Source organism: Microbacterium esteraromaticum (assembly GCF_017303215.1).
Lineage (GTDB): Bacteria > Actinomycetota > Actinomycetes > Actinomycetales > Microbacteriaceae > Microbacterium > Microbacterium esteraromaticum_C.
Genome location: NZ_JAEMWU010000001.1, coordinates 1,497,997 through 1,515,699, shown reverse-complemented (window position 1 = coordinate 1,515,699; position 17,703 = coordinate 1,497,997). Strand labels below are relative to the sequence as shown.

At 68.2% G+C, this 17,703-nt stretch carries 12 protein-coding genes and 1 tRNA gene; 3 read left to right on the top strand and 10 right to left on the bottom strand.

What is annotated here, in order from left to right; all coding sequences use genetic code 11:
• Positions 1-4: 4 nt before the first annotated feature.
• Genes JF543_RS06850 through JF543_RS06840 form a run of 3 tightly spaced genes read right to left on the bottom strand, consistent with a single transcriptional unit; the run spans position 5 to position 4,303 of the window.
• The gene (locus tag JF543_RS06850) at positions 5-1,441 is read right to left on the bottom strand and encodes a CDP-glycerol glycerophosphotransferase family protein (RefSeq protein WP_206823423.1); all 1,437 of its coding nucleotides are present in this window, start codon (positions 1,439-1,441) and stop codon (positions 5-7) included.
• Positions 1,438-2,691, bottom strand: coding sequence for a CDP-glycerol glycerophosphotransferase family protein (locus tag JF543_RS06845; protein ID WP_206823421.1), 1,254 nt, complete (start codon positions 2,689-2,691; stop codon positions 1,438-1,440). The genes JF543_RS06850 and JF543_RS06845 overlap by 4 nt, the downstream gene beginning before the upstream one ends.
• 49 nt (positions 2,692-2,740) lie before the next feature.
• Positions 2,741-4,303 carry a S1C family serine protease gene (locus tag JF543_RS06840; RefSeq protein WP_206823411.1) on the bottom strand — a complete coding sequence of 521 codons (1,563 nt, stop codon included), beginning with the start codon at positions 4,301-4,303 and terminating at the stop codon, positions 2,741-2,743.
• A gap of 96 nt (positions 4,304-4,399) precedes the next feature.
• On the opposite strand from JF543_RS06840, the gene JF543_RS06835 reads away from it, so the two are divergent.
• Entirely contained in the window at positions 4,400-5,617 is a 1,218-nt protein-coding gene (locus JF543_RS06835; protein WP_206820763.1) for a pyridoxal phosphate-dependent aminotransferase, read from the top strand.
• Here JF543_RS06835 and JF543_RS06830 read toward each other — a convergent pair.
• The gene (locus JF543_RS06830) at positions 5,593-6,399 is read right to left on the bottom strand and encodes a carbon-nitrogen hydrolase family protein (protein WP_206823409.1); all 807 of its coding nucleotides are present in this window, start codon (positions 6,397-6,399) and stop codon (positions 5,593-5,595) included. The genes JF543_RS06835 and JF543_RS06830 overlap by 25 nt on opposite strands.
• Before the next feature lie 137 nt (positions 6,400-6,536).
• On the opposite strand from JF543_RS06830, the gene JF543_RS06825 reads away from it, so the two are divergent.
• Positions 6,537-7,937, top strand: coding sequence for a glutamate decarboxylase (locus JF543_RS06825; protein WP_206823406.1), 1,401 nt, complete (start codon positions 6,537-6,539; stop codon positions 7,935-7,937).
• Positions 7,938-8,001: 64 nt separating this feature from the next.
• Here JF543_RS06825 and JF543_RS06820 read toward each other — a convergent pair.
• The 4 genes from JF543_RS06820 to JF543_RS06805 form a co-directional block, all read right to left on the bottom strand.
• Positions 8,002-8,075 (bottom strand) — tRNA-Met (locus JF543_RS06820).
• A 53-nt stretch (positions 8,076-8,128) separates the two neighbouring features.
• Entirely contained in the window at positions 8,129-8,332 is a 204-nt protein-coding gene (locus JF543_RS06815; protein WP_179411323.1) for a DUF1918 domain-containing protein, read from the bottom strand.
• Positions 8,333-8,551: 219 nt separating this feature from the next.
• A complete protein-coding gene (locus JF543_RS06810) occupies positions 8,552-11,470 on the bottom strand; it encodes a UPF0182 family protein (RefSeq protein WP_206823403.1) in 2,919 nt (972 codons plus the stop codon).
• A gap of 60 nt (positions 11,471-11,530) precedes the next feature.
• A complete protein-coding gene (locus JF543_RS06805) occupies positions 11,531-12,616 on the bottom strand; it encodes a YlbL family protein (RefSeq protein WP_347401115.1) in 1,086 nt (361 codons plus the stop codon).
• Positions 12,617-12,734: 118 nt separating this feature from the next.
• On the opposite strand from JF543_RS06805, the gene JF543_RS06800 reads away from it, so the two are divergent.
• Positions 12,735-14,135 (top strand): zinc-dependent metalloprotease, encoded by a 1,401-nt coding sequence (locus JF543_RS06800; protein ID WP_179411325.1) that lies wholly within the window; start codon positions 12,735-12,737, stop codon positions 14,133-14,135.
• A 786-nt stretch (positions 14,136-14,921) separates the two neighbouring features.
• Here the strand turns inward: JF543_RS06800 and JF543_RS06795 are convergent.
• Positions 14,922-16,673: an ATP-dependent helicase gene (locus JF543_RS06795; RefSeq protein ID WP_179411915.1), complete on the bottom strand. Its 1,752-nt coding sequence runs from the start codon at positions 16,671-16,673 to the stop codon at positions 14,922-14,924.
• Positions 16,670-17,581 (bottom strand): NAD(+) diphosphatase, encoded by a 912-nt coding sequence (gene nudC, locus JF543_RS06790; protein ID WP_206823400.1) that lies wholly within the window; start codon positions 17,579-17,581, stop codon positions 16,670-16,672. Before nudC ends, JF543_RS06795 begins: the two co-directional genes overlap by 4 nt.
• Positions 17,582-17,703 lie beyond the last annotated feature (122 nt).

Genomic DNA, 17,703 nt, shown 5'->3' with positions numbered 1-17,703 from the left:
ACCGTCAGGCGGTCAGCCACCCCTGGTCGAGGATGCGCGCGACGACACGCTCGGCCGCTTCGCCGTCGTCGAGCCGGTTGAACTGCGCCCGCCATGCGCCATACCGACGTTCGTACGCAGACGGCACGTCGGCATCTTCCAGGGCCCGCACGAGCTCTTCCTGCGAGTGCACCAATGGCCCCGGCGCGCGCTCGGCCAGGTCGAAGTAGAACCCGCGCAACTCGCCGCGGTAGTGCTCCAGGTCGGGCACCAAGAAGTACATCGGCCGTCCGGTGACACTGAAGTCGAACATCACCGACGAGTAATCCGTGATCAGCGCGTCGGCGATCAGCAGCAGACGCGAGGTCTCGGGGTAGCCGGTGACGTCGATCACCCGCGCGCCAGCCTGGTCGCGACCGGGTCTGATGGTGCGCGAGTGCCCGCGCACCAGCACTACCGAATCGGTGTCGGCCGCGAGTTGCTGCGGGTCGATGAAGTCGACCATCTCGGAACGGTCATCGCGCCAGGTCGGCGCGTACAGCAGCACGCGCTCATCGGCGCCGATGCCGAGCGCGGCGCGGATCGGAGCCGGATCTGCTGTGGCGAGCAGATCGTTGCGGGGGTAGCCGTCGACCCAGATCGGCTTGCCGAAGAACGCGTATGCCTTCTTCAGGATGCGCGCCGCGTACGTGTTCTGCGCCAGCAGCACGTCCCAGCGACGCGACTCCTTCACCACGGCAGCCATCCGCCGCGGCGCGAATCCGGGCCGGTGCAGCGCGAGGCGCTTGAGCGGCGTGCCGTGCCAGGTCTGCAGCACACGCTGACCGGGCTTGCGCACGAACCTGTGCCGCAGCCAGTCGTTGACGATCAGCATCCGCGACTCGGCACGCGCCCGCCACCACTCCGGTCCGCCCTCGATGACGGCGATGGCGCCGTCGGGCACTTCCACCGACAGATCGGTGACACTCCAGTAGCGGGTGACGGCCGGGGCGCGCTCGGCGAGCACCCGATCGATCGCCCGCGGGTTGCACCCCGCGGTCTGCCCGTAGAAGCTCTCGAAGAAGACCGCGTTCTCGCCGGCGCCGATCTGCGACGCGTAGCGCTCCTCGAGCGTGCGCTGCCCTTCGGGAGTCTCGTAGATCGGGGCGATGGCCGGGGCGATCGTCACGTCGGCGCCGTGCACCGAGACGCGTAGCGAGGGCAGCAACACCGGCTCGACGGCAAGGTCGTCGACATCGATGCCGTCGACGCTGAGCGCGTACTGCCCCGAGGGCAGGGGCAGTTCTGCGCCGCCCCACCGCGAGACGCGCAACGGAAAGGTCGCCTTCCACGTCTTGCCGCCGCCGGTCATCTTCGCGTCCAGGCGTGCGCGCGGTCCGTCCAGGCTCGCGGCGGCGGGCCGCGCGCCCGTGCCCGCGATGATCAGCGTCTGCGCGTCCTCGTCGATCCGAGCGGTCGTCATCGTGCTCCCTTCGGCGCGGGGATCCCCCGCGCGCGGATGGCCTGGTACACGCGGTGCGCATTGCGCCCGTCGCGATGTGCGTGCATGTGCGCGCTGAGCGCGGCAGAGCGATCGGATGCCCGTGAGTACGCCGCCGGATCACCGAGCATCTCGTCGATCCGATCGATCGCTGTCTCCCAGTCCTGGGCGTAGTCCTCGCCGGCGACGTCCTCGTAGCGTCCGTAGAACCCCCGCGTCGCGGAGTACTCGGCGACGTCCGGTGCCAGGTACACGACCGGCATCGACAGCAGCCCCACGTCGTAGGCCATCGACGAGTAGTCGGTGATCAGCACGTCGATCCGGGGCAGCGCCGGGGTCACATCCGGCAGCAGCTCTGCTCCCAGCATCCGCACCCGTCCGCTGGACCACGGCGGGGCGTACGCTCCCTCGCCCAGCGGATGCGAGCGGATGAACAGCACGGCATCGTGCTGTTCGAGCAGCCGCACGATCCGCACCCACTGCTCGGCGGTGGGCACGGCGGGATCTGCGGCGCCGTCGCGCCACGTCGGTGCGTACAACAGGGCGCTCTGCTCGGACAGCAACGGCCCGGTGCGCGTGAGGACGGCGGTCGCGTCGGCGACGCGCTGTTCAGCGGTGCCCGTCGAGAGAACATCGACCCGCGGTTCGCCGGTGACGATGACGCGGTCATCCCCCAGTCCGAACGCCGATTCGAGGCGCCCACGCGAACGGTGCGAGGCGGCGGGGAGGATGCGGATGCGCTGCGCCGCACGGCGATACATTCCGGTGAGCACACGGCCCAATAGGGCTGCGCCGGGGATACCCTTCGGCACCTGGACGGTGATGGGTGAGTCCAGTCCGATGCGCTTGAGCGGAATGCCGTGCCACAGCTGCACGACGAACCCGTCGCTGCTGCCATAGCGGTTCACATCTCCGAGGCCGTGTGTGACCACCAGCACGCCCGCGCGGGCGGTCGCCCACCAACCGCGCAGTCCGTCCCGCCGGCGCGTGCGGATGCCGAGGGCTTTCGCGTCGGCCTCTTCACGGGCATCCCGGGTCAACCAGATCGTGCGGTGCCCGGCATCCGACGCCTCGCGCTGCAGGGCGAGCGCGCCGTCGCCCACGCCGGCGCCGCAGCCGAACACCCAGGTCTCGCCGCGTGGCACCAGGAACGTACCTATGCGTCCGAGGGCATACAACGGCAACCGGACCAGCTTGGCCGCGTTGCCGGTTCCGAATGAGAAGGACGCCACCCCGCGAGCCTATCGCGGGGTGGCGTCCTGATCTGAGAACGAACCGGGGTCAGAGCACCAATTCACCCACGGTGACCTCGGCGGTGTAGGTCTGCCCGGAACGGACGTAGGTCACTTCAGCGGTGCTACCGGCTGCAGCGGCGCGCACCTGCGCGGTCAAGTCGCTGGCACTGGTGATCGGCGCCCCGTTGAACTCGGTGATGATGTCACCGGCCCGCAGGTCGGCCGTCGCTGCCGCTCCGCCTGGCGTCGGCTCGACGATCACTGCACCGGCGACCACGGCACCTTCGACGGTCGAGGCGTCGCGCACCGTCGCACCGAGCAGACCGTGCGTCGCCTCACCGTTCTCGATCAGCTCGTTCGCGACGCGCTCGGCGATGACCGACGGGATCGCGAAGCCGAGTCCGATCGACCCGGACTCGTCGGCGTTTCCTGCGGTGGCGATGGCGACGTTGATGCCGATCAGGCGGCCCTGACTGTCAACGAGCGCACCGCCCGAGTTGCCGGGGTTGATGGCGGCATCGGTCTGGATCACGGCGATCGAGATCGACTGCTGCGCCTGCTGGGCCCCCATGCCGGGGATGTCGAACTGGAAGGGGCCGCCCTCGCCGTTCTCGGAACCGTCGCCGGGTTGCTCGGACTCGTCGGCGTTGTCGGGCAGCGCGGAGGATGCGACCTGGATGCTGCGGTTGAGCGCGCTGACGATACCGGTCGTCACCGAGTTCGACAGCCCGAGAGGCGCGCCGACGGCCACGGCGGTGTCGCCGACGTTCAGTTCACCCGAGTCGGCGAACTCGATCGGCGTGAGGTCTTCAGCCCCTTCGAGCTTGATCACGGCGAGGTCGTAGATCGGGTCGGATCCGACGAGGGTCGCCGAGTAGATGCGTCCGTCCGAGGTGGTCACGCGGATCGTCGGGTCGGCGACGGCGCCACCGAGCGTGGCGACGTGCGCGTTGGTGAGCACGTGCCCCTCGTCGTCGAGAATGACGCCCGAGCCGCTACCGGCCTCTTGGCTGCCGGCCACCTCGATCGTGACGACCGACGGCAGGACCTGGGTCGCGATGGCGGTGGTCTCGTTGACAGAACCGGGGTTGTTGACCGTCACCGTCTGCGGGCCGGTCGCCGACTGCGACACCGGCTGGTTCAGCATGGCCGAGCTCAGCGCACTGCCGCCGAACCCGGCAACGCCGCCGACGATGGCCGCGGCGAGCAGCAGGCCGGCGAACTTGACGGTGCTTCCGCCCTTCTTCGGTGCCTCAGCAGTGGCGTTCACGTCGGGAACGGGCTGCGTGGCACCGTACTGCGGCACGTGCGACGCCTGGGGGCCCTGGGGGGTCTGGGGTGCCATGCCGAAGGCGGCGCCCTGCTGGGGTGCGCCGTGCTGGGGCGCCCCCTGCGAGGCCTGCCAGGTCGGGGCCGGCTGCTGGTGGGAGCCGAACGTCGGCGGGATGCTGTGACCGCCAGCGGCGGGCTGAGCCGGCTGAACAGGCTGAACCGGCTGAACCGGCTGCACGGGCTGGGCGGACGCCTGGGCGTCCGAGGGCGTCGGGGTCGCACCGACACTCGGCTGCTCGGGGGTGGAGGCTTCGCCGGAGGTGTTGTTGTCGTTCATATCTGCTCCTTCACAACGCCCCACTAGCGTGACAAGTGAGTCTGTGCGTTTGGTATGGCGAAGATGGATGTCTCCTATGGTCTTAGCCTGTTCTGCATGGATATCATTCCCGGCGCTTGGCGACGCACGGCAGCAGGGGCAGGCCTGCTCTCCCCGCAGGGCGAGGTGGCGCCCACAATCTTCGCAGAGATGTCTGCCGCGGCGGTGCGCACCGGTGCGATAAATCTGGGGCAGGGCTTCCCCGATGAAGACGGCCCCTCCGTCGTGCTCGACGCCGCGCGAGACGCCATCGCGCAGGGAGCGAACCAGTACCCACCCGGCCGTGGCATCCCCGATCTGCGGGCGGCGATCAGCGAGCATCAGCAGCGCTTCTACGGCCTTGATGTCGATTCCGACACCGAGGTGATCGTCACGGCGGGCGCCACCGAGGCGCTGACCGCGACTCTGCTGGCGCTGATCGACGGGCCGGACGACGAGGTCGTCGTGTTCGAGCCGTACTACGACTCCTACGCCGCCGCGGTGGCACTGGCCGGTGCGCGGCTGCGTACCGTGGCGCTGCGCGCCCCCGGCTTCCAGCCCGATCTCGACGAGCTCGCGGCGGCGGTCACCGATCGCACCCGCATCATCCTGGTCAACGACCCGCACAATCCGACCGGCGCGGTCTTCACCCCGCAGGTGCAGGCCGAGGTGGTGCGCCTGGCTGAGCGGCACGATGCGATCATCGTCACCGACGAGGTGTACGAGCACCTGTCTTTCGACAGCCCGCACGTACCGATCGCGACGCTGCCCGGGGCCGCCGAGCGCACGCTGACGATCTCGTCGGCGGGCAAGACCTTCTCGGTGACTGGTTGGAAGATCGGCTGGGTACACGGACCCGCCGCCCTGATCACCGCCGTGCTGACCGTCAAGCAGTACCTGACGTATGTGAACGGCTCACCGTTCCAGCCGGCGGTCGCGGTCGGATTGCGGATGCCCGATGCCTACTTCTCGGATGCCCGTGACGCGCTGCGCGCAAAACACCGACTACTGGGCGATGCGCTGTCGGCAGCGGGCTTCACCGTGCACACCCCGCAGGGCGGGTACTTCACCGTCGCCGACGCCACCGCGCTCGGCGGGACCGATACCGCGGCGTTCTGCCGTGCTCTGCCCGAGCGGGCGGGCGTGGTCGCGATCCCGCTGAGCGCTTTCGTCTCTGCGGGCCACCGCGCGGACTACGCCGGGCTGGTGCGTTTCGCCGCGTGCAAACGCACCGAGGTGCTCGAAGAGGCGGCCAGGCGGTTGAGCGCGCTTCACTCCACGGGTTCTACCCGGTAGCGGCGCAGAGCCAGCGCAGGATTCGTCGTGCGCGTCCGAGCGATCAGCTCGGGATCGACGGGCGCCACGGCGATGCCCTCCCCCGAGCTGACCCCGGCGACGACGACACCCTGCGGGTCGATCACCTGCGAAAGCCCGACTCCGATACCACCCGGATGGTCTGCCGCGACCACATAGGCGGTGTTCTCGATGGCGCGTGCCGTCAGCAGCGTCGACCAGTGGTGCTCCTTGAGCGGCCCGCGCACCCACTCTGCCGGCACGATCATGGCATCCGTCCCGGCATCCGCCAGCGTGCGCGCCACCTCCGGAAAACGCAGGTCGTAACAGGTCATCAGTCCGAACCGCACGCCGTCGACGTCGAACACGGCGCTCACGCCAACCGGGCCCGGCGCGACCCAGTCGGACTCGCGCTGCCCGAACGCGTCATACAGGTGCTGCTTGCGGTAGACGGCCAGCACTCCGGCATCCGACACCGCGACGACGGTGTTATGCACCCGCCGACCGTCCGCCGGCTCGATCATGCCCGCGATCACGACCACGTCGTGTGCGGTGGCCGCCGCGCGCAGGGCGGCGACGAACGCACCGTCGAGCGACTCGGCATGAGCTACGAGGGTGTCATCGAACGATGGGATGAAGTAGTTCGAGTACTCCGGCAGCACGACCACGCGCGCGCCGCGCCGCGCCGCCTGCGCGATGAGCGCGGCGACGCGCTCGCGATTGTCCGCCGGGTCGGCCCCGGGCGCGAACTGGCAGACGGCGACGAGCGGGGCGGATGCTGACATGTGCCCATCCTGGCACGCGGCAGCGACCACTTAGAAGGTCGAAGCAACCGCCGACCCGTGGTCAACGCCTGCGCTCAGCACTAGGGTGTTGACCAACGACCGCAGGACCGCCCCGTTGACGACGCCGGGAGGCACACATGTCTGAGCTTTACCGTGCTGCGATTGCAGCGGATGACTCCGCGGAGTTCTCGATCAACCCCGTGTTCACGCGGCCCGGCGAGGCGACGACCCTGGCGAAGTACGAGATCCCCGAGGGGATGATGGACCCCGACACGGCCTACCAGATCGTGCACGATGCCGCGATGCTGGACGGCAATGCACGCCTGAACCTTGCAACCTTCGTATCCACCTGGATGGACGACAACGCCAAGCGGCTGCATCTGGAGTCAGCCGACAAGAACATGATCGACAAGGACGAATACCCGGCGACTGCCGAGATCGAGGATCGCTGCTGGCGGATGCTCGCCGATCTGTGGAACATTCCCGACAAGTCCGACATGATCGGCACATCGACGATCGGCTCGTCGGAGGCATGCATGCTCGGTGGCCTCGCGTTGAAGCGCCGGTGGCAAGAGCGCCGACGCGCGGAAGGCGCGTCGACCGAGCGCCCGAACCTCATCCTGTCGGCCGGGGTGCAGGTGGTCTGGGAGAAGTTCTGCAACTACTGGGACGTCGAGGCGCGCTACGTTCCCGTCACCGAGGATCATCTGGTGCTCGACGGGTTCGAGCTTGAGAAGTACGTCGACGAGAACACGATCGGCGTCGTGGCAATCCTGGGTCAGACCTACACGGGCCTGTACGAACCGGTGCAGCAGATCGCGGCGAAGCTCGACGAGATTCGGGCTGCCACAGGTCTTGACGTGCGGATCCACGTCGACGGGGCATCGGGCGCGATGGTCGCACCGTTCTGCCAGCCGGATCTGGTCTGGGACTTCCGCATCGATCGGGTCAACTCGATCAGCACGTCCGGGCACAAGTACGGTCTCGTCTATCCCGGTGTCGGCTGGGTCGTGTGGCGCAACAAGGCCGCCTGCCCCGAGAGCCTCATCTTCCACGTCAGCTACCTGGGCGGTTCCATGCCCACGCTGGCGCTGAACTTCTCACGCCCAGGCTCACAGGTGCTGCTGCAGTTCTATCAGTTCTTGCGCCTGGGACGCGCGGGCTACCGCGCTGTTCAGCAAGAGGCGATCGATGTCGCGACGTATCTGTCCGGTGAGATCGCGAAGATGAACGATTTCGCCCTGATCAGTGCGGGCGACACCATTCCCGTGTTCGCGTGGAAGCTCACGGCCGGCTCGCGCTACTGGGATCTCTACGACCTTGCCGACCGGTTGCGCATGCGCGGCTGGTTGGTGCCGGCGTATCCGATGCCCGATGACCTGGCCGATGTGGTCGTGCAGCGCATCGTCGTCCGGTCGGACCTGAGTCGCGACCGGGCCGAGTACCTGCTGACCGCGATCCGTGAAGAGGTCGCGTTCCTCGACGGACTCACGGCGCCGCTCCCCCGCGAAGCGAAGCGGCAAGGATTCGCGCACTAGAACGCCCAGGCTGCCGCGAATGCAAGAAGACCCGGCCTCTTTCGAGACCGGGTCTTCTTCTTTGTTGCGGGGGCAGGATTTGAACCTACGACCTCCGGGTTATGAGCCCGGCGAGCTACCGAACTGCTCCACCCCGCGGCACATCTATAGCCTAACACGGGTGTACAGACGGGGCGAATCGAGCGGGCCGCTCAGCCTCCGCCGGGCGTGTCGCCGCGGTGTTCGATCTGAAGATCCGGCCCCGGGAACAGCAGCGTCTCGCTGCCGTCGTCAAATCGGATGAGGAACGGGGCTCCCCCGTCGTCGCCCCGCACCTCCAGCACTTCGCCGTGCCGCTCGGCATCTCCCACATGTGCACCGTGGATCACGATCCGCGATCCGACTGCCACCTGCATCCTGACCACCTCCGTGCCCTCATTCTGCGGCGTGCGGCGCTGATTCGCCAGGGGTCTCGCGATGCATCCTCGGAGATCTGCACAACTTCGGACGCCTCCGGCTCGGGCATCCGAGATTGCGCAGAAGTCCGACGTTGTGCCGCGCGGGGCGTAACCGCGCCCCACGCAAAAGAGGTGGACGCCCCGTCAGGGACGCCCACCTCTCTCACACAGCGGATGCTACTGCTGAGCCTGCTCCTCCAGAGCGAGCAGTCGCTCGATCGCAGCGGTCAGCTTCTTGTCCTCGATACCGAACTGCTCCAGGTCGCCGGCCTTGAGAGCGGCTTCGCGCGCCGTGAGCGCGTTGCGTGCATCTTCCAGGGCCGCGGCCATGGCGTCCGACGGCGGCGCGGGCGTGCTGCCCTCGTCCGGGTCGGCGGGCTCGGTCGGCTCGGTCGGGGCATCCGGATCGGCCGGAAGCACGTCCTCATCACCACCGGTGGCGCCGGCGTCACCACCGAACAGGGCATCGAGCGCCTCGGTCAGCGTGTCCTCGAACGCGACCCGGTCACCGAACGCGACCAGGATCTTGCGCAGGTTCGGCAGCTTCGTCCCCTCGGACGATTGCACGAACACCGGCTGCACATAGAGCAGACCGCCACCGACTGGCAACGTCAGCAGGTTGCCGTACTTCACCTCGGAGTTACCGAGCGTCAGCACGTTGAGCTGATCGGCGATCTGGGTGTCGGAGTCGAACGTGTTCTGCACCTGGCCGGGGCCGGGCACCGTGGTGGCCGCATCGATCTCCAGCATTCGCAGTGTGCCGTAACTGTCGGACTTCACACCCGCTTCCGACCCGGCATCCGAGTCGACCGCGAGGTAGCCCATCAGCACCTCCCGGCTCTCACCCTGCTGCGCGGCCGGGATGAACGTCGAGAACATCGAGAAGCTGGGCTCGTCCTGGCCCGGCATCTGCATCGACAGGTAGTACGGCGGCTGCAGACGGTCCTTCGCACGCGGGTCGTCGGGCGTCTGCCAACGGTTGACCTCCTGAGCGAAGGCGTTGGCGTTGTCGATGTGGTAGACGCCGAGAATCTCGCGCTGCACCTTGAACAGGTCGGTCGGGTAGCGCACGTGGCTCATCAGCTCGCCGGACATCTCACTGATCGGCTCGACCGTGGTCGGGTAGATCTTTGTCCACGCCTCCAGGATCGGGTCCTCTTCATCCCACGCGTACAGCGTCACCGAACCGTCATACGCGTCGACGGTCGCCTTGACCGAGTTGCGGATGTAGTTGATGTTGTCGAACGCGACGACGGATGCCGGCGTGCGCGAGTCGGCGATGGCATCCTGCAGGCTGACCGTCGTCGAATACGGGTACGTCGCACTCGTGGTGAAACCGTCGACGATCCAGACGATCCGCCCATCGACCACACTGGGGTACGGATCCTGGTCGAGCTTCAGGTACGGCGCGACCTTCTGCACGCGCTCGCGCGGGTCGCGGTCGTAGAGGATCTGCGATTCCTCGTTGACGAGGTTCGAGAACAGGATCTGCTCGGACTGGAACTTCATCGCGTACAGCAGCTTGCGGAAGGTGCTGCCGATCTGCGGGCCACCGTCGCCATCGAAGGTCGTCTTCGTGTCGCTGGCGCCGTCCTGGCCACGCGGGAAGTCGATCTCGACCGGGTCGGCGTCCTCGGGCGCACCCACGATGGAGTACTCGGGCGAGGACTCGCCGAAGTACACGCGGGGCTCGTAGTCCTGAATCTCGGTCAGCACACCCTGCGTCGGGATGCCGCGCTCGAGGAACACCGGCTCGCCATCGTCGGTGCGCTGGTTTCCGGCCATCGCGACCAGGCCGTAGCCGTGGGTGTACACCGCGGCACGGTTGTTCCAGCTGTCACCGCCACCGAGGCGGGTCATGTCGAGGTCTCGCACCGACACCACGGTGTCCTGCATCTCGCCGTCGATCTCGTAGCGATCGACATCGAGCTCGGGGGCGAACTGGTAGTACGAGCGGTACTGCTCGAGCTGTCGCACCGTGGGGCTGATCACGGCCGGGTCCATGATGCGAACCGATGCCGTCGTCTCGGCGTCGGCGCGCAGCTGACCGGGCTCGGTGTCGGTCGTGGCCTTGAACGGCATGACCTCCATGTCATCGACGCCGTATGCGGCCTTGGTGCTGTTGATGTTGCGCTCGTAGAACTCGGCCTGGTAGGCGTTCTCGTTCGGCGCGACCTGGAAGGTCGTGACTACCCACGGGTAGCCGACGCCGACGACGAGCGACGCGACCACCAGCAGCGCCGTACCCACCAGCGGAAAGCGCCAGCGTCCGATGATCGCAGTCACGAAGAACAGCACCGCGACGACGGCGGCAATGATCGACAGCACGGCGAGACCGGGAATGGTGGCATTCACGCCGGTGTATGCCGCACCGGTGATGCGCCCCTCGGGCTGCACGAGCGTCAGGTAGCGGTCGAGCCACAGACTCACCGCCTGCACCAGCAGGTACAGCCCCGCGAGCACGGCGAGCTGAATGCGCGCCGGCTTCGAGATGCGCAGCTCACGCTGACCGATCTGCACCGAGCCGTACAGGTACGACACCAGAGCCGTGATCACCAGGCTCAGCAGCAGCACCGCCGAGACGAACGCGAGCAGCATCGAGTAGAACGGCATTGCGAACAGGTAGAAGCCGGTGTCGACGCCGAACTCGGGGTCGACAGCGCCGGTCGAGACACCATTCGCCCAGAGCCACACCGTCTCCCAGTTGCCCGCGGCGGCGAAGCCGGCGAACACACCGAAGAAGATCGGCAGTCCCCACATCGCCAGGCGGCGCAGCGGCTCGATCACCTCCTGGTAGCGATCGAGCTGCGAGCTCAGCCGCACGTATACCGGGCGAAGCCGGTACGCGAGCTGGATGCACAGGAAGATCGGCACCGCCATCCCGAGGAACCCGATGACGAACATGGTCGCCGTGGCGAGCCACTGCGTCGTCAGAACCGACGCGAAGTCGAGCTGATCGAACCACAGGTATTCGGTGTATAGGGAGGCGAACACGAAGAACCCCGCGATGAGGGCGGCGATCACTGCCACCGAGATCACGAGGATTCTTCGGGAGGTGCTTGGTGTGGCCGGCTGGGGCGCTGAGGTGGTGGTCACCGTCCCATCCTATGAGGCGCCCCTATGCTGTGGCCGCGAGTACGCTCAGCGCGGACGCCCTCAGGGTGTGCAGGTCGCCAGTTGCGCCGTGTCATCGCCCTCGGCGACGACTTCCAGGATCTCCAGCGACTGCTCCAGCGAGTCGGTACTGTACACGTCGAGTCCCGCGGGCACATGCCCGACGACCTCGTCGCAGTTGCTCGCCGGCGCGAGGAAGACGGTGGCGCCGCCGTCGCGCGCCCCGTGCATCTTCTGTCGGATGCCGCCGATCGGCCCCACTGTGCCCGTGGCGTCGATCGTGCCGGTACCCGCCACGTTCTCTCCGCCATTGAGATTGCCCGGAGTCATCGTGTCGATGATCCCGAGCGCGAACATCATGCCGGCACTGGGCCCACCGACGTTGTCGAGCTGCAGGTGAACGTCCACCGGAAAGTCATACTCGGTCGTCAACGAGACGCCGATCAGCCAGAAGGTGTCACCTGCGGCATCCGTCGTCTCGTCGGGCGTGAGTGAGAGCTCGAACTGCTCGCCGGCGCGGTCGACGACGAGGTCGACCGCGTCGCCCTCGCCCTGCTGGATCCTGTCGCGCAGCACGCTGGCGGAGTCCACGTCGATCCCGTCGACCGAGACGATCGTGTCACCCGGTGCGAGCACTCCCTCGGAGGGGGTGTCCACGAGCGCCTCGACCACTTTGACCTCGGCGCCGACGTCATAACCGAGCTCGATCAGCGCTGCCGCCGTCGCCTCGTGTTGCGAATCGACCATCAGATCGGCGTTGCGCGCATCGCGCTGCTCGGTCGTGACGCCCGCGGGGAAGACGGAATCGAGAGGGACGACCGCGCGCGACGGATCGAACCACGCGATCGCGAGCTCGAACCAGGTGGGCGTGCGCTCGCGGTTACCGACCACCTGCAGAGTGGTGAGGTCGAGCGTTCCGGCGGTGGGATAGGTACGGGCACCCTCGACCTCGATCAACGGCACCTCCTCGCCGTCGGCGTTCAGCGCCGTGCCGAGGGTGTCGTAGATCGGGCCGGGGCGCTGAATCACGTACTGGGTCGGCATGAACGTCAGTCCTACGAGGGCGACCAGCGCGACACTCAGTGCCACGACACCGGTAATGGTGCCGTTGTTGCGGCGTGATGACACGAGACCTCCGGGCGTTCGCGAGCGGCGTACAGGGATCCGGGGCCTTTGGGTCCGAGCACAGGATCGTGTGACTAGCGTAGAACGCACACGCTACGGGCATGCTGAAAGGGCTATCCGCATGGCACAGGACGATCAGGATCCGTCGGACTTCGAAGAAATGCTCCGACGCATGATGTCGGGCGGCCAGGTCGACCCCGAGGCACTGCGCGACGCACTGTCGAGTATGGGTGGCCCTGGCGGCATGCAGTTCGACCCGGCGCAGATGGCCGGCTTCATGTCGCAGATGCAGGGCATGTTCGGCGGCGACCCCTGGCAGAACGCCGAGCGCCAGGCGTTGCACATCGCCAACCGCGACGGCCTGGGCATCACCGATGGCTCGCGATCGTCGCTGGTCGAGGCTTTCGGCCTGGCGAACCTCTGGCTGAGCGAGTCGACCACGATCTCGGAACTGGCTTCCGCGCCGCAGGCGATGACCCGCGGCGAGTGGGTGGAGCGCACCTTGCCGGTCTGGAAAGAGATCGCGGCCCCCGTCTCGACCTCGATCGCGGATGCCCTCACGGGCGCTCTCGAGACCCAGGTGCCCGAAGAGATGCAGGGCATGGTGCAGGGCGCAGGGCAACTGATGCGCGGTCTCGGCGGTTCGCTGTTCGCCGCCCAGTTCGGTCAGGTGCTCGGACGCCTCTCGCTCGAGGTCGTCTCAGGCGGTGACGTCGGGATCCCGGTGCTTCCGGCCGGCACCGCCGCCGTGATCCCCCAGAACATCGCCGCCTTCGGTGAAGGGCTGGAGATCCCCGAAGACCAGATCGCCCTCTACCTGGCCGTGCGCGAACTGGCATACGCGCGTCTGTACCGCCACGCCAAGTGGCTGCACCTGCACGTGCTGTCGCAGATCACCGACTTCGCGCGTGGCGTGACCGTCGACATCGACGCCCTCGAAGACGTCGCGTCGCGCCTGGACCCGTCCAACCCCGAAGAGCTCCGCGCAGCCATCGAGGGCGGTGCGCTGCTGCCGGCGCAGTCCGAGGCGCAGCGTGAAGCGCTCACGCGCCTGGAGAACCTCATCGCGACGATCGACGGCTGGGTCGATGTGGTCACCGAGCAAGCCATCGCCCGACTGCCCGACGGCGCTCGTCTCGGTGAGGCCGCACGGCGTCGCCGTGCCGTCGGCGGCCCGGCCGAGGACGCCCTGGGCGCACTCGTGGGACTCAAGCTGCGTCCGCGACGCCTGCGCGAGGCCTCTGCCATGTGGCGCGCTGTGACCGACGCCGTCGGCATCGCGGCTCGCGACGCGCTGTGGGACTACCCCGACATCATGCCGCAGTCCTCGGATATCGATGATCCGACGGCGCTGATCGCCCGGCTCGAGGCGATGCAACGCGGCGAGGCGCCTGCCGCCGACGAACTCGACGAAGCACTCGCGCGCCTGCTCGACGGCGAGGACTTCAGCGACGATAGCCCCGGTCGTGGTGGCTCGGGCGATTCCGGTGACGAGCGCCCCGAGGGCGACCGCCCGGTCTGACCGCCGGTTGTCCCCAGGTCGACGCCAACCGGAATCCATCCACAGATCCGCGGAACTCGCCCCAGGCGCTGCGGTACACGGTGAGAATCGGTGGCATGAGTCGCCTGACCCCGCAACCGCTCACCCGTCTGGACCCGCGCCACCCCCTGCTGTGGCGCGATGAGAGCACCGTGCAGTTCGGGTTGGAGGGGCAGTTCGGCATGGAGGGCGCCGTGCAGGTGGCGGTCGACGAGCCCTGGGTCGAGCCGCTGCTGCAGAAGCTGGTGACGGGCATCCGCGCCGGCTCGTTCGACGTCGTCGCGCACGGCGTCGGCGCCCCGCGCCTCGCGGCACGGCGGATGCTGGAGACTCTGCGTCCTGTGCTCGAGCGCGAATCGCCCACCGCTCCCCCGGTGTGGATCGACGAGGTGAACATCGCCGACGGCCGAGTGCCCTGGCGCATGCAGCAGGCGCTCGTCGATGAGGGGATCGAGCTCGCCCCGCGGGGCGCCGGCGACGCGGTGTCGGTCGTCGTGATCGGCGGTGCGTCCGCCGCACTGCAGTTGGCGCCCTATCTGCGCGATGACGTTCCGCACCTGCCGGTCGCGTTCGAGCAACGGGCGACCGTGGTCGGTCCGCTCGTCGTTCCGGGGCGCACACCCTGCCTCTCATGCCGTGACGCACATGAACGCGATCGGGATGCCGCGTGGCCGGCTCTGCACGCGCAGCTGGTCGGCCGGTCGGCAGACATCGGCACGGCGCGCATCGCGCACGCCGCCGCGCTGGTCACCCGACTGCTGCGCACACCTACGCCGGGGGCGGGGTTGATGGTGCGGGGCGAGCCTGACGGACGGAACGCCTGGCGCTCGGTGCGGTATCACGAAGAATGCCGGTGCCGCGAGACGTCGTTCCGATCTCGGCCAGAAAGCGCGATGGAGGCCGTTCCCCTCGACCTGCCGAGCGCGACCACGACACCGCCAGCGTTCGCGCGGCCCGCGTGATGCCGACATAGGCGAGCCGGCGTTCCTCGTCGACCTGCTCGAATGTCGAGGCGTACGAGATCGGCAGCGCGCCCTCAGCCCAGCCGGCTAGCAGCACATGCGGCCATTCCAGTCCCTTGGCTGCGTGCAACGTCGACAACGTCACGGTGTGCAGCACCGGTTCGTGCTGATCCTGGGCGCGCGCCATCAGGTCGTCGGCGAAGGCCCGCAGGGTCGTGCCGACGGGTGCCTCCTCAGCCAGACGCAGGATCGCGCGGCGCGCCTCCCAGCCGTCGCGTTGCGCCCCACCGGCCGCGGGTGGTTCCTCGGTCAGGCCGAGGCCGCGCAGCACGTCTCGCACGGTCGGCAGGAATCCGGTGTCCGTCGGCGCAACAGCCGCTCCCCGCAATGCCAGCAGTGATTGACGTACCTCGGGCATGTCGAAGAAGCGGGTGCCGCCGAGCACGCTGGTCGCGATGCCGCGCGCGGCGAGCGCCTGCTGCAGCACCGCCGACTGGGAGTGCGCGCGGTAGAGCACCGCGATGTCGGCCGGTGATGCGCCGGTGCCGATGCGCTTGATGATCGCGTCGGCGATTCCGTCTGCCTCTTCGCGCTCGCTGTCGTAGGCGGTGAGGGTCGGCGTCTCGCTGCCGATACCCGCGGCGCGGGGCACCAGAGCCAGTGCACCGGGACGCCCCCGCATCAGTGCGTTGGCCGCATCGAGGATCGGGGCTTGGGAACGGTAGTTCGTCTCCAGGCGCACGACGGTGGCATCGGGATAGCGCCGGTCGAACTCCAGCAGATAGCGCTGCTGCGCGCCCGCGAACGAGTAGATCGTCTGGCTCGCGTCGCCGACGACGCAGATATCGCGGCGATCCCCCAGCCACAGCTCCAGCAGCCGGTTCTGCAGCGGCGAGACGTCCTGGAACTCGTCCACGGTGAAATGCCGGTACTGCTCGTGGACGGCGGCGGCGACCCGCGGCTCACTCTCGAGCATGCCCGCACATGCCAGCAGCACATCCTCGAAGTCGAGTTGTCGACGGTCGTCCTTGAGCTGCTCGTACGCGGCCTGCAATTCGACGAGCTGCTCGGGGCGGATGCCCGAGATCGGCCGTTCGAGTTCGGCGTACTGCTCGATCGTGAGCATCGAGACCTTGCGCCATTCGATCTCGCTCGCGATATCGCGCAGCGTCGCCGTGCTGGGGCGCAACCGCATTGCATCGGCGGCCTGCCCCAGCATCCGCACCTTGTTGTCGATGATGCTCGGGGCGGGGTCGCCGGTGATGGTCGGCCAGAAGAAGTTCAGCTGGCGGAGGGCGGCGGCGTGGAACGTTCGGGCGGCGACGCCCGCAACGCCCAGCGCGCGCAGTCGACCGCGCAACTCACCCGCAGCCTTGGCCGTGAACGTGACCGCCATCACGCGTGAGGGTGAGTAGGCGCCGGTGTCGACGCCGTGCGCGATGCGGTGCGTGATCACTCGCGTCTTACCCGTGCCGGCACCGGCGAGGACGGCGACGGGACCGCGCAGCATCGCAGCGGCCTCGCGTTGTCGGTCATCCAAAGCGTCGAGCACGCTCACTGCGCGCACCCCGCCATCGTGCCGCCGGTGGGACGCGGACGGGCGTACCAGTCGGAGATCAGCCGCCGCGCAATCGAGGCTTCGCCGGGAAGTCCCACAGGTCCCTCACCGGCGAGCGCGCTACCGATCTCATCGCGTGTGAGCCAGCGCACGTCAACGATCTCGTCACCGTCGGCGACCGCGCTCTCGTCAGCGGCGACGGCACGGAATCCGATCATCAGCGACCGCGGATACGGCCACGGCTGCGAACCGATGTAGTGCAACTGGCTGAGCCGAACGCCGGCTTCTTCTTCGATCTCGCGGTGCACCGCGCTCTCCAGCGACTCTCCGGCCTCGACGAAGCCTGCGAAGCAGGAGTACATCCGACCGCGCCAGTTGACGTTGGCGCCCAACAGCAGTCGCTCGCCGTCGGGGCTCTCGATCGCGACGATCACGGCGGGGTCGGTGCGCGGAAAGTGCTCGCGCCGGCACTGGTCACACCAGCGCGCCCAGCCGGCCTGGGTCAGGGTGAGGCGAGTGCCGCACGAAGGGCAGTGGCGTGCGTCGGCCAACCACGCGGCGAGCGCGATCGCGGTGACGAACACATCGGCGTCGTACGGCGTCAGGTCGCCGCCGACATCACGGAGCCCCAGCCAGGTTTCGTCGGGCGCGGCATCGATCGAGTCGGTACGGGGCGGGACGGATGCCAAGAGCAGGGCGGTTCCATCTGCCTCGCGCCCGAGCAGTGCCCACTCAGCGTCGCCGACGGTGTTGGCGTCGACGCGCAACAGCGTTCCGTCGGCGATGCGCAACCGCGCCTGTCTGACCACGATCACACGTGTGCCCTGTTCGGCGATCAGACGTTCGATGACGCCTGGCTCAGTACGCAGATCAGCGGCCCTGTCGAGGAGGGCTTCCGATGCGATCATGCGTTCCCCCTGGTGTTGTCGTGCAGTGTTTCTTCGTGCATGTTCTCGTTGCGTCCGTGTTCACGGTTCGCTCCCCGGGTGCCGCCGATCGCCTGTGCGGGGCACGACCCGCCCGGTTATCC